The sequence below is a fragment of the Streptomyces sp. NPDC090088 genome, assembly GCF_044747345.1.
Classification (GTDB): Bacteria; Actinomycetota; Actinomycetes; order Streptomycetales; family Streptomycetaceae; genus Streptomyces.
The window spans coordinates 275,778-288,344 of record NZ_JBIVDZ010000001.1 but is presented as its reverse complement, the minus strand read 5'-3'; the positions used below and the strand labels follow the sequence as shown (position 1 = coordinate 288,344).

The 12,567-nt window shown below is 71.8% G+C and carries 10 protein-coding genes; 2 read left to right on the top strand and 8 right to left on the bottom strand.

The features are described from left to right. The 4 genes from ACIPSJ_RS01275 to ACIPSJ_RS01260 all read right to left on the bottom strand — a co-directional run bounded on the left by ACIPSJ_RS01275 (position 1) and on the right by ACIPSJ_RS01260 (position 5,132). A complete protein-coding gene (locus tag ACIPSJ_RS01275) occupies positions 1-1,458 on the bottom strand; it encodes a GH1 family beta-glucosidase (protein ID WP_401342529.1) in 1,458 nt (485 codons plus the stop codon). A gap of 199 nt (positions 1,459-1,657) precedes the next feature. Beyond that, a complete protein-coding gene (locus ACIPSJ_RS01270) occupies positions 1,658-2,578 on the bottom strand; it encodes a carbohydrate ABC transporter permease (protein WP_359215567.1) in 921 nt (306 codons plus the stop codon). A gap of 14 nt (positions 2,579-2,592) precedes the next feature. Next, positions 2,593-3,585, bottom strand: a complete 993-nt coding sequence (locus ACIPSJ_RS01265) for a sugar ABC transporter permease (protein ID WP_355710650.1) — start codon at positions 3,583-3,585, stop codon at positions 2,593-2,595. A gap of 230 nt (positions 3,586-3,815) precedes the next feature. After that, positions 3,816-5,132, bottom strand: coding sequence for an extracellular solute-binding protein (locus ACIPSJ_RS01260; protein ID WP_359215571.1), 1,317 nt, complete (start codon positions 5,130-5,132; stop codon positions 3,816-3,818). A gap of 627 nt (positions 5,133-5,759) precedes the next feature. On the opposite strand from ACIPSJ_RS01260, the gene ACIPSJ_RS01255 reads away from it, so the two are divergent. Together ACIPSJ_RS01255 and ACIPSJ_RS01250 are read left to right on the top strand one after the other, a co-directional pair. Further along, positions 5,760-7,187 carry a GH1 family beta-glucosidase gene (locus tag ACIPSJ_RS01255; RefSeq protein WP_401342526.1) on the top strand — a complete coding sequence of 476 codons (1,428 nt, stop codon included), beginning with the start codon at positions 5,760-5,762 and terminating at the stop codon, positions 7,185-7,187. Between the two features lie 178 nt (positions 7,188-7,365). After that, the gene (locus ACIPSJ_RS01250) at positions 7,366-8,055 is read left to right on the top strand and encodes a hypothetical protein (protein ID WP_359215577.1); all 690 of its coding nucleotides are present in this window, start codon (positions 7,366-7,368) and stop codon (positions 8,053-8,055) included. Between the two features lie 116 nt (positions 8,056-8,171). On the opposite strand, the gene ACIPSJ_RS01245 is transcribed toward ACIPSJ_RS01250, so the two are convergent. From ACIPSJ_RS01245 to ACIPSJ_RS01230, 4 genes are all read right to left on the bottom strand, one after another. Continuing rightward, on the bottom strand, positions 8,172-8,753 hold the full coding sequence (locus tag ACIPSJ_RS01245; protein WP_401342524.1) for an NADPH-dependent FMN reductase: 582 nt from the start codon (positions 8,751-8,753) through the stop codon (positions 8,172-8,174). 98 nt (positions 8,754-8,851) lie between these two features. Continuing rightward, positions 8,852-10,318 (bottom strand): cellulose binding domain-containing protein, encoded by a 1,467-nt coding sequence (locus tag ACIPSJ_RS01240; protein WP_401342522.1) that lies wholly within the window; start codon positions 10,316-10,318, stop codon positions 8,852-8,854. A 108-nt stretch (positions 10,319-10,426) separates the two neighbouring features. Beyond that, the gene (locus tag ACIPSJ_RS01235; protein WP_355711392.1) at positions 10,427-11,827 is read right to left on the bottom strand and encodes a HAMP domain-containing sensor histidine kinase; all 1,401 of its coding nucleotides are present in this window, start codon (positions 11,825-11,827) and stop codon (positions 10,427-10,429) included. Continuing rightward, entirely contained in the window at positions 11,824-12,534 is a 711-nt protein-coding gene (locus tag ACIPSJ_RS01230) for a response regulator transcription factor (RefSeq protein WP_359215589.1), read from the bottom strand. The genes ACIPSJ_RS01235 and ACIPSJ_RS01230 overlap by 4 nt, the downstream gene beginning before the upstream one ends. Positions 12,535-12,567: the final 33 nt, after the last annotated feature.

Sequence of the window (12,567 nt, the reverse complement as noted above, 5' to 3'; positions counted from 1 at the left end):
TCAGCCCTGCTCACCGGCGCTCGGCAGCGCGTTCCGGCGGATCACCTCCGCGTACCAGTGTGCGCTCGCCTTGGGGATGCGGCGCTGGGTGCCGTAGTCGACGTAGACGGCGCCGAAGCGCTTGGAGTAGCCGTAGGACCACTCGAAGTTGTCCAGCAGCGACCACAGGAAGTAGCCGCGCACGTCCGCCCCGTCGGCGACGGCCTGCCGGACGGCGTCCAGGTGGGAGTGGAGGTAGGCGATCCGCTGCGGGTCGTTCACCCGGCCCTCGGGCGAGACGTAGTCGTCGAAGGCGGCGCCGTTCTCGGTGACCATCAGCGGCAGCCCCGGGTGCGAGGCCGCCAGGTCGGTCAGCAGGGTGTGCAGGCCGCTCGCGTCGATGGCCCAGTTCATCGCGGTGAGCTGGTCGTTGGCCAGATGGAAGGTGACGTCGTCGGCGCCGGTCCACGGGGAGTGGTCGCTCGCGCCGTGGCCGTCGTCGCGGGTGCCGGCGCCGCCCTCGACGGCCGCGGAGACCACGGTCGGCGAGTAGTAGTTGACGCCGAGCAGATCGATCGGGCGGGAGATCTCGGCCAGGTCGCCGTCGTGCACCAGCTCCGCCCAGTCCACGAGGTGCGCGGTGTCGGCGAGCAGGTCCTCGGGGTAGGCGCCGTCCAGGATCGGGCCGGTGAAGATCCGGTTGCCGACCGCGTCGATACGCCGGGCCGCCTCGGCGTCCGCGGCGCTGTCGGTCAGCGGGCGCACCTGGTGCAGGTTGAGGGTGATGGAGGTCTGCGCGGTCGACGGCAGGTTCTCGCGCAGCGCCCCGGTCGCCAGCCCGTGGGCCAGGTTGAGGTGGTGCGCGGCGCGCAGGGTGGCGGCCGGGTCGGTGCGCCCCGGGGCGTGCACGCCGGAGCCGTAGCCCAGGAAGGCGCTGCACCAGGGCTCGTTGAGGGTGGTCCACAGCCCGACGCGGTCCCCGAGGGCCCGGGCCGTGATCTCGGCGTAGTCGGCGAAGCGGTGCGCGGTGTCCCGCTGCGGCCAGCCGCCCGCGTCCTCCAGTTCCTGCGGCAGGTCCCAGTGGTAGAGGGTGGCGACCGGGGTGATGCCCGCTTCGAGGAGTTCGTCGGTGAGCCGCCGGTAGAAGTCCAGGCCGCGCTCGACCGCGGGCCCCCGTCCGGTGGGCTGCACCCGGGACCAGGAGACGGAGAACCGGTAGGCCTTGAGGCCGAGGTCCTTCATCAGCGCCACGTCGCCCTGGTACCGGTGGTAGTGGTCGGCGGCGATGTCACCGGTGTCGCCGTTGCGGACCCTTCCGGGGGTGTGGCTGTAGGTGTCCCAGATCGACGGTGTACGACCGTCCTCGGCGGCGGCGCCCTCCACCTGGTACGCGGCGGTGGCGGCTCCCCAGACGAAGCCGGGCGGGAAGGAGGTGTCTGAGGCCGACTGGGCCGTGGTCTCGGTTCGTACGGCGGTCATCTGAGAGCGCTCCCGGAGTGGCGTGGAGAAGGGGGGAAGGGGAGAAGGGGAGAAGAAGAGAGGCGTGAGAAGGGGGGCGGACACGGTCCTGCCGCGGGGAGGCGGCCGGGTCGCACGCGGCCACCGGCCCGGGCACGGGCCCGCAGCTGGGGCGGACCCGTACGGGACGGCGGCGGAACCGGGGGCGGACCGCCCGGCGTCAGCCCTTGACGGCGCCCGCCATGATGCCTCCGACGATCTGCTTGCCGAAGATCACGAAGACGAGCAGCAGCGGCAGCGTGCTGATCAGCGCGCCGGCCATGACGATGCTCTGGTCGGGGGTGTAGGAGGCGCTGAGCTGGCCGAGCGCGACCTGGAGGGTGGGGTTCTCCTGGTTCAGGGCGAGGAAGGGCCAGAAGAAGTCGTTCCACGCCTGGACGAAGGTGAGCATGCCCAGCACCATCATCGCGGGCCGGGCCGCGGGCAGGACCACGTTCCACACGATGCGGATGTTGGTCGCGCCGTCCACCTTGGCCGCCTCGATGAGCTCGTAGGGCAGGGCCTCCAGCAGGTACTGGCGCATGAAGAAGACACCGAAGGCGCCGACCAGGGTCGGGAAGATCACCGACTCCAGTTTTCCGCCCCAGCCGATGTCCGCCATCATCATGAACAGCGGGACCACGCTGAGCTGCGGCGGGATCGTCAGGGTGGCGATGACCGCGGTCATCAGGGCGCCCCGGCCGCGGAACCGCATCTTGGCGAAGGCGTAGCCGGCCAGGGTGCAGAAGAACAGGGTGGCCGCGGTGATGCAGCCCGACACGATCACGCTGTTGACGATGGCCTTGCCCAGATGGGCCTGTTCCCAGGCGGTCTGGAGGTTGCTCCACAGTCTGCCGCCCGGCAGCAGCGGCGGTGGGCTGTCGAGGACCCGCTGCTGGTCGTGCGAGGCGGCCACCAGCGTCCAGTACAGCGGGAAGACCGAGCCCAGGCCGACGACGACCAGGGCGAGGTAGGTGAGGGGGCCGCCCTTGAGCTGCTGCCCGGCGCCGAGCTTGAGGCGTACGCGGTTCCTGCCCGGGGAGGCGACCGGCGGCACCGGGTCGAGGCTCGGTGCGGTGTTGGTGGGGCTGGTCGTGGTCATCGATATCGCTCCCGTCAGGCCGCGCTCTTGCGCAGGAACCGGCCGACGATCAAGTTGATCAGGGCGATGAGCAGCAGCAGGGCGAGCATGGCCCAGGCCACCGCCGCGGCCGGGCCCAGATGCCCCAGCTTCCAGCCGTAGTTGTAGAGGTAGATGCTGAGGGTTTCGTACTGGTGCTCGTTGCCGCCGGTGGAGCCGAGCGTGCCGCCCTGGAGCAGCAGCGGCTCGCCGAACAGCTGCATGGAGCCGATCGTCGAGATGACGATGGTGAACAGGATCGTCGGCCGCAGCGAGGGGATGGTCACCTTGCGGAACTGCTGCCAGCGGGTCGCCCCGTCGATGGAGGCGGCCTCGTACAGGTCGGTGGGCACGGCCTGCATGGCCGCCAGGTAGATCAGCGCGTTGTAGCCGGTCCAGCGCCAGATGACGATGACCGAGATGGCGATCTTGGACGTCCACTCGCCGTTGCCCCAGTCGGTGTTGCCGATGCCGACGAAGTGCAGCACCCAGTTGAGGATGCCGCCGTCGGCCCGGAACACCAGGGCGAAGACCAGGGCCGCGGTCGCCACCGAGGTGGCGTACGGGGTGAGCACGACCGTCCGCCAGAACGTGCTGGCGCGCAGCTTGTAGTTGAGCAGGTGGGCGAGGCCGAGGGCCACGAGCAGCTGCGGGACGGTCGAGATGACGCCGATCAGGAAGGTGTTGGTGACGGCCGTCCAGAACTCCGAGTCCTGGAGGATCTTGGTGAAGTTGTCGAAGCCGACCCACTCCGACGTGCTGAGGCTCGTCATCTCCACCCGGTGCAGGGCGATCCAGCCCGTGTAGAGGAGCGGGTAGAGCCCGAAGGCACCGAAGACGAGGAAGAACGGAGCGATGTACGCGTACGGGGACGCGAGGTCGTCGAAGCGCCACAGCCGGCTGCGCCAGGTGCCGCGTCCGTTCGGCACGGCACCGGAGCCGCCGGCGGGCGGGGTGGGGGCACCCCGTGTGGGTGTCGTCGTTGCCACGGGGGATTTCCTTCCTGGGGGGATTCGGCCGGGGAACGGGGGCGGGACAGGGCGGGGCGGGACAGGACGGGGCCGGACGGCGGCGTCGGGGTCTCCCGCTGCTCCGGGCCCGGCCGGGGGACGCGGTGCGCCGGTGTCCGGCGCGCCCTACCCACGCGCCGGGCACCGGAACCTCGTACGGCACGGCGCGCGGTACGGGCGGCCGGCGGGGCCGCCCGCACCGCGGGTCGTCAGCCGATCACCTTGTCGATCGCCTCGGTCGCGGCCTTCCACGCGTCGGCGGGCTTGGTGCCCCGCTGCTCCATGTTGTTGATCTGCGTGGAGATGGTGTCCTTGATCGTCGCGTCCTTCGGGCCGAGCACCGCCTCGGGGATGGTCTTGGCCTCGTCCGCGTAGATCTGGCCGATCGGCGCGTTGTTGAAGTACGGGAGCGTCGCGTTCTTCACGCCGGGCAGGTCATAGGCGCCCTTGTTCGACGGGAAGACACCGATCGCCTTGAAGACCTCGGCCTGCTGCTCCGGGGCGGTCAGCCACTTGACGAGCTCGGCGGCCTCCTTGGCGTGCTTGCCGCTCTTGGGCACGGCCAGGAAGGAGCCGCCCCAGTTGGCCGCGGTCGAGCCCGGGGCCTTGGCTATGTCCCACTTGCCCTTGAAGGCGTCACCGGAGTTGGTGGAGATCTGCCCGGCCATCCACGCGGGGCAGGCCACGGTCGCCACGCTGCCCTTGCGCAGCGCCGCCGTCCAGGCGTCGGTGAACTGCGCCAGACCCTGGGTCAGCTTCTTCGACGCGGCCTCCGCGGCCAGGTTCCAGCCCTGCTGCACGGAGGCGCTGTCCTTGTAGATCGGCTTGCCGGAGGCGTCGTAGTACTGCTGCGCGGAGGAGCTGACGACCGCGTTGTACATGGCGCTCGCGGAGTCCATGAAGTAGGTGCCGGACGGGGCCTTCTTCTTGTACTGCTCGCCGAGCTTGAGGTAGTCCTCCCAGCCGCCCGCGACGGCCTTGGCGACCGCGTCGCGGTCGGAGGGCAGACCCGCCTTGTCGAAGAGGTCCTTGCGGTAGCACAGGGACATAGGGCCGATGTCGGTGCCGGCGCCGATGACCGTGCCGTCCGAGGCGGTGGCCTGCTTCTCCTTCCAGGAGACCCAGTCGTCCACGTTGATCGTCTTGCTCAGGTCGGTGAACTTGGCCGCCTGGGTGTCGACGACCTCCTTGATGCGGCCCACCTCGATGCCGGTGACGTCCGCCAGGCCACTGCCCGTGTTCAGCTGCTGAAGGAGCTTGGGGTAGTAGTCCTGCTCGTTGGCGGTGGTCTCTTCCTTCACCGTGATGTTCGGGTGCAGCTTGTGGTACTTCGCGAACAGGTCGGCCTCCTTGTAGCCGAACTGCCCGAAGTCCGCCACCGTGAGAGTGATGTTCCCGTTGGAGTCCGAGGCGTCCGAGTCGCTGTCGCTGCTGCAACCGGTCAGCAGCAGCGCCGAGGCGGTCAGGACCGTTGTGGTCAGGGCCGCCGCTCTGCGGCCGCGACGACCGGGTCGGGTGATGCGCATTCCACTACTCCTTGTTCCAGTGGGGAACGGGATCTCAGGAAACAGACCGCCGGGGACCGGCGATCCGGACCTGCCCTCTCGGTGCGAGCAGCGGCCGGCCCACCGCACTCGACGTGCGGCGAAAAGGTGCTGGTCAACGAGGTGCGGTGACGACAGAGGGAAAGGCCATGGGGTGGTTCGCTCCACACGGGAGAGATTCCCCGGCTACCCGTGGGACCGCTCCCACGCGGCATGCCGGAAGACTGGTTCCTGTCGGGCCGACTGTCAAGACTTGAAAACGGCGTTGTTGCCCAAGCGTGTTGTGGACGTCACGGGAACGTGTCGCGCCGGGGGGTTTCACCGGCCCGACATCAGCCCGCCTCATCCAGGAATCACGCAGGTCACAGACGCGACAGCGGTCGACGTCCCAGGAATTGAGCCGCTCACCGCCGCACGCCCGGGGTTTCCCCGAGCAGAACGCGGCACGCTCGGACCGGACGCCGAGAGGTGAACGATGGGCTTTCCGGGGCGCCTGGCAGGGACCGGACGCCCCGGGCCGGCGGCGGGGCCGCGGGAGCCCGCAGCACCTCTTTGCCATGGGAGCGCTCCCATGCATAATGGCGACAAGCCGACCATGGGAGCGCTTCCATGCCCGATTCGCCGACCGAGGCCTTTCCTCCCGCCTTCCTCTGGGGCGCCGCGACCTCCGCGTACCAGATCGAGGGGGCGGTGCGGGAGGACGGCCGCACGCCCTCCATCTGGGACACCTTCAGTCATACGCCGGGCAAGACGGCCGGCGGCGACACCGGTGACATCGCTGTCGACCACTACCACCGCTACCGCGACGACGTGGCGCTCATGGCGGACCTGGGCCTGAACGCCTACCGCTTCTCGGTCTCCTGGTCGCGCGTCCAGCCGACGGGCCGGGGCCCGGCGGTCCAGGTGGGCCTGGACTTCTACCGCCGGCTGGTGGACGAGCTGCTGGCGAAGGGCATCAGGCCCGCGATCACCCTCTACCACTGGGACCTCCCCCAGGAGCTGGAGGACGCGGGCGGCTGGCCGGCGCGGGACACGGCGTACCGGTTCGCCGAGTACGCGCGGATCGTCGGCGAGGCGCTCGGCGACCGGGTGGAGCAGTGGATCACCCTCAACGAGCCCTGGTGCAGCGCCTTCCTCGGCTACGGCTCCGGCGTGCACGCCCCCGGCCGTACCGACCCGGCGGCCACCCTGCGCGCCGCGCACCACCTCAACCTCGCGCACGGACTGGGCACTTCGGCCCTGCGGTCGGCGATGCCGGCCCGCAACCAGGTCGCGATCAGCCTCAACTCCTCGGTGGTACGGCCGCTCACGCGGGACCCGGCCGATCTGGTGGCGGTCCGCACCATCGACGACCTGGCCAACGGCGTCTTCCACGGCCCGGTCCTGCACGGCGTGTACCCCCCGTCGCTGTTCGCGGCGACGGCGTCGGTGACGGACTGGTCCTGTGTCCAGGACGGCGACCTCGCCGCGATCCACCAGCCGCTGGACGCGCTGGGGCTGAACTACTACACGCCGACGCTGGTGTCGGCGGCGGCCGACGCCGGCGTCGGTCCCCGCGCGGACGGCCACGGCGCCGGCGCCCACTCCCCGTGGCCGGGCGCCGACGACGTCTCCTTCCACCAGACCCCGGGCGAGCGCACCGAGATGGGCTGGACGATCGACCCGACGGGCCTGCACGAGCTGATCATGCGCTACACGCGCGAGGCACCGGGCCTGCCGCTCTACGTCACCGAGAACGGCGCCGCCTACGACGACAAGCCCGACCCCGACGGCAACGTCCACGACCCCGAGCGCATCGCCTACCTGCACGGCCACCTCTCGGCGGTCCGCCGCGCCCTCACCGACGGCGCGGACGTGCGCGGCTACTACCTGTGGTCCCTGATGGACAACTTCGAGTGGGCGTACGGCTACGAGAAGCGGTTCGGGGCGGTGTACGTCGACTACGCCACCCTCGCCCGCACCCCGAAGTCGAGCGCGCGCTGGTACGCGGAGGCGGCCCGTACCGGAACGCTGCCGCCGGCGGGGGCGGCCGTCTGACGACGTCGTTCGGCTGCGGCGCCGTCGTGGCCGGTCGCGCAGTTCCTCCCCCAGCCTTCGGCCGGGTGCCGCGCCCGTCTCACAGGAACCCCTCAGCGGCCGATCAGCGGCCTCCCAACTCCCTGGCGTCTCCTAGGACGTACGAGGTGATCGGACCTCGGGGACAACGGAGGACGTCATGGGTTTCGTCGCGCTGGTGATGGTGGCACTGCTCGTCGCCGGGGTGGTGGCCTTCGCCGGCCGGAACCGGCAGCGGGCCGCGGCCGGTGCCGGGCGGACGGCGCAGCAGGACTTCACCGCCGACGCCGGAGCCGAGGCCACCCGCTGGGTGGACCGGCTGGGCGGGGGCATCGCGACCCTCGACGCGGGCGACGAGCGCGCGGCGCGCCAGGCGCTGGCGGACGCGGCGGAGCGTCATCGCGCGGCGCGGAACCAGATGGCGACGGCGTACACCCCGGCGCAGTACGCGCTGGTGACCCAGACCGCGGTGGAGGGCCTGCACTACGTACGGGCGGCCCGCACCGCCCTCGGCCTCGACCCGGGCCCGGCGCTGCCGCCGATGGGCGCGGCGACGGCGGGGCAGCAGGTGACGGTGGGCGGCCAGACGTACACCTCCGCGGACCGCCCGGGTGCCGGGACGCCGTACTACTACCCGGGCGGTTCGGTCGGCGGCCGTACCGTCCCCGGCGGCTGGTACAGCACGCCGTGGTGGAAGACGGCCCTGGTCGCGGGCGCGGCGGGGGTGGGCGGCATGCTCCTCGCCGACGCCGTCTTCGACGGCTTCCACCACCACGGTCCGCCGCTGGGCGGCCCGGGTGGCCCGGGCGGGTTCGGGGGCGGGGGCTTCGGCGGCCCGGGGATCTTCTGAGCGTCCGGCCACGACACGGCGCGGCGTACGCGGTGGTTCCGCGTCCGGCCGCGCCGTGCCGTGTCGCGCCGTGTCGCGCCGTGTGAGATCTGGTGTCGGCTGCCCGTCGGGCCGGTTCAGGCGGCCGCCCGCGCGGGCGTGCGCAGCGTTCCGAGCGCCCGCTCCCAGGCCAGCAGTTCGTCGACCAGCCCGTGCACCCCGGCCGCCTGCGACTCCCGCGGCCGGAACTGGGTGAAGTCGACGAAGTCCTCGCGCAGCGTCAGCGCCACCTGCGGCCCGATGTCGGCCATCCGCAGCACTCCCGCCTGCGCGCGCAGCTTCTGTACGGCCATCACCGCGCCGAAGACGCCGTAGCCCACGTATCCCACCGGCTTGCCGCCCCACTCCTCGTAGAGGTAGTCGATGGCGTTGGTCAGGGCGGCGGGCGGGGCGGTGTTGTACTCGGGGGTGACGACGACGAAGGCGTCGCACCCGCCGATCCGCTCGGCCCACCGCCGAGTGTGCGGCCTGGCGCCCGGTGTCCGCATCGCCGGCACGGGTTCGTCCAGCAGCGGCAGCGCGTACTCCCGCACGTCCACGAGCTCGAAGTCCGCGCCGTCGTCCACGTGTTCGGCCGCCTGGTCACGCACCCACCGCGCGACCTGTTCGCCGTTGCGGCCGGGGCGGGTGCTGCCGATGATGATGCCGATCCTGGTCATGTCCGTCTCTCCTGCCGGTCCCGGAGTCTGTCTCCGGGACCTGGGACGAGACAGCCCCGCCGGTTGTGACATCGCGGCACCCGTCCCGCGCGGCGCGGTCAGCCGATCGCGGCGAACGCCTTCGAGAAGGCGTTCTTGTCCTGGACGATCGAGCTGCAGGTGGCGTCCGCGGTGGACTTGGCGCCGCCGGCGCACTGCTGGTCGCGGGTGGCCGACCACATGGAGAGCCAGCCGATCCCCTTGGACTTGGCGAAGTCGACCAGCTGGGCGGCGTCGTCGACCTTGAAGACCTCGACGGAGACGTCGTTGACGCCGATCATCGGGGTGACCGCGACGGCCTTCCAGGCGGCGGAGTCGGAGAGGCCGAGGACGCTCTTGATCTGGGCCTGGGTGGCGGTGGCCGCCTGGATGGCGTAGGTGCCCATGTCGCCGTTGTACGCGGGCCCGTAGTCCATCGCCATGATGTTGACGGCGCTGATCTTCACGCCGTTGGCCTTGGCGTCCGCGAGCAGGTTCACGCCGTCCTGGGTGAGGCCCTCGGGCATCACGGGGAGGGTGAACGACACGTCCAGGTCCGGGTGCTGGGCCTGGAGCTTGGCGATGGCCTTGGCGCGGTTGGTGTTGGCCGTGGTGTTGGGCAGCGCGCCGCCCTCCACGTCGAAGTCGACCTTGGTCAGGTCGTAGGCGTCCACGACCTTGCCGTACGCCGTCGCCAGCGCGTCCGCCGAGGAGCAGGTGGTGGCGAGTTCGGAGCCGGACGCGCCGCCGAAGGAGACCCGGACGTCACCGCCCTTGGCGCGCAGGGCGCCGATCTGGGACGCGACGCCGTCGCTCGCCAGGTCGGTCACCCCGCCCCACTTCGGCGTGCAGCCGCCGCCGTCGGTGACGAAGGCGAGGTTGTAGTTCTTCACACCGGTCGCGTTCGCCGCCGCGAGGAGGTCGAACGCCGGGTAGAGAGAGGTGTCGACGTACGGGGCGAAGCCGGCGGAGGCGGTGGTGCCGGTGCCGCTGCTCTGGGTGGGGGTGGCGGAGGCCGTGGCCGTGGGGGTGGCTGTGGGGGTGGCCGTCTTGGTCGCGGTCGGGGTGGGGGTGGGGGTGGCGGACTGCGTCGGGCGGCCGCTGGGCTCGGGGGTGGCCGTGCCGTCCGCCGAACAGCTCGCGTTGTCGATCCGGCAGCCGGTCGGGTCCCCGCTGCCGTTGACCACGAAGCCGACGGTGTCCGCCTCGCCGGCCGCCAGGCCGTCCGTGTCCCACTTCGGCGGCTTCACGGTGACGTGCTGCCCGCTGACGGTGTACTCGGCGTTCCACAGCGAGCTGAGCTTGGCGCCGGCCGGCAGGTCGAACTCCAGCGTCCAGTCCTTCTCCCTGGCACCGCTGTTGTTCGTGACGACGTACTGGGCGGTGTACCCGGTCGACCAGTCGCTGGTCTTCGTGTACGCGGCGCCGACTCCGGCGGCCTGCGCGATGCCGGTGAACAGGATCGCCCCGCCACCGACCACGGCCGCCGCGACCAGACCGCCTATCGCCTTGTTCCTGCCACTGATTCTGCGCCGGTGCGTGCTCATGCGCGTGCCTGCCTTCGCCTGCCGATTGGGGGGTGCGGCAGCACGCTAGCGACCGGGATTCGGACAAACGGCCTGATAGGGACGGCCGTTGGGGATCTTAGGGTGCGCTTAAGGAAGGGATCGGGACCGATTAAAGGTCGAGACCATTCTCCGCCGGCGCATCGACCCCCGGTGCCCCCTGCCCCTGCGCTCCGGCTTCCCGCCGTCCAGCTGGAGCCAGATCCGCACCTCGGTGCCGCCCAGCACCGACGAGCCGATCCGCACGTCCCCGCCCGTCGACTCGGCGAGCCGGCGCACGATGTCCAGGCCGAGCCCGGTCGACCCGGCCGCCCCGGACCCCCGCCCCCGGGCCATCGCCGCCTCGGGGTCCCGGATGCCCTGTCCGGCGTCGGAGACCAGCACGATCACCGCGTCCTCCGCGTTGTGCACGTCGACCGCGAAGGCGGTGCCCTCGGCGGTGTGCCGGAAGACGTTGCCGAGCAGCGCGTCGAGCGCGGCGGCCAGATCGGCGCGGGCCACGGGTATGCGCACCGGCCGCTCCACGCCGGCCACCCGCCACTTGCGGCCCTCGTCCTCGGCGAGCGCCGACCAGAACCCCATCCGCTCCCGCACCACCTCGGCCGCGTCGCACCCGGCCCCCGGCCCGATCGCCGCCGTCTGCGGCTTGGCCTCCCGGGCGGTCCGGATGATGGTGTCGACCTCCCGCTCCAGCTGCGCCACGGCGGCCCGGGTCTGCTCGGCGGCGGTGCCGTCCCCGAGCGAGGCGGCGTTCAGCCGCAGCACGGTGAGCGGGGTCCGCAGCCGGTGCGACAGATCGGCGGCCAGCTCCCGCTCGTTCGCCAGCAGTTGGACGACCTGGTCGGCCATCGAGTTGAACGCGACCGCCGCCAGCCGCAGTTCGGTCGGCCCCTCCTCGGGCACCCGCGATCCGAGCCTGCCCTCGCCCAGTTCGTGCGCGCCCTCGACCAGCCGCCGGGCGGGCCGCACCATCCGCACACCCAGCCGGTCGGCGACCGCGACCGAGCCGACGACCAGTGCCAGGCCGACGGCGGCGAGCACCGCCCAGGCCGTGGAGACACCGTGGGTCACCTCGGACTCGGGCACGTACACCTCGACGACCGCGATGGCCCCGGAGCTCAGCGCCACGGGCTGCAGCAGGGTCGACCCGCCGGCCACCTCCGTGGTGGAGGCCCGCCCCAGCTTCCGTACGGTCGCGATGTCCCGGCCGGCGGCGCGCTGCCGCCCGATGTCGACGGCGGCGCCGCCGTCCGTCGCCGGTATGTGCACGGCCATGCCCGCGTCCAGTCCGGCCGCGGCCACCACCCGCTCCAGCTGGTCCCGGTCGGTGGTGATGGACAGGGCCGGGGCGACGGCGGCCGCCTGCCGCTCCGCGTTGGAGAAGGCGCGGTCGCGGGCCAGTTCCTTGACGACCAGGCCGAGCGGGACCGCGAAGGCGACCACGACCATCGCGGTGACCGCCAGCGCGACCTTGACCAGTGCCCATCTCATCGGACCGGCCCCCGCTCCGCGCCCGGCGGCTCCAGCTTCACGCCGACCCCGCGCAGGGTGTGCAGATACCGCGGCCGGGCCGCGGTCTCCCCCAGCTTCCGCCGCAGCCACGACAGATGGACGTCGATGGTCTGGTCGTCCCCGTACGACTGCTGCCAGACCTCCGCCAGCAGCTCCTTGCGCGGTACGACGACCCCGGGCCGCCCGGCCAGGAACGCCAGCAGGTCGAACTCGCGCCGGGTGAGATCGAGCCGGGTCCCGTCCAACTCGGCCTGCCGGCGCAGCGGATCGACGGTCAGTCCGCCGACCCGCAGCACACTGGACGGCGCCGCCTCGCCGCCGCCGGACCTCGCCCGGCGCAGCACGGCGGCCATCCGCGCCGACAGGTGTTCGACGGAGAACGGCTTGGTCAGATAGTCGTCCGCACCGGCGTTGAGCAGCCGGACGATCTCCGTCTCGTCGTCGCGCGCGGTGGCGATGATGACGGGCACGTCGGTGATGCCGCGCAGCATCTTCAGCGCCTCGGAGCCGTCCAGGTCCGGCAGTCCGAGGTCCAGGATCACCACGTCGAAACGGAAATGGGCGACCTCGCGCAGCGCCTCCAGTGCCGTGCCGACGCTGCGCACGGTGTGCGAGGCGTCGGCGAGCTGCCGGATGAGCGCCGAGCGTACGAACTGGTCGTCCTCGACCACGAGCACACTTGCCATGCGCCGCACCGTACGCCATGCGGCGGACGCTGG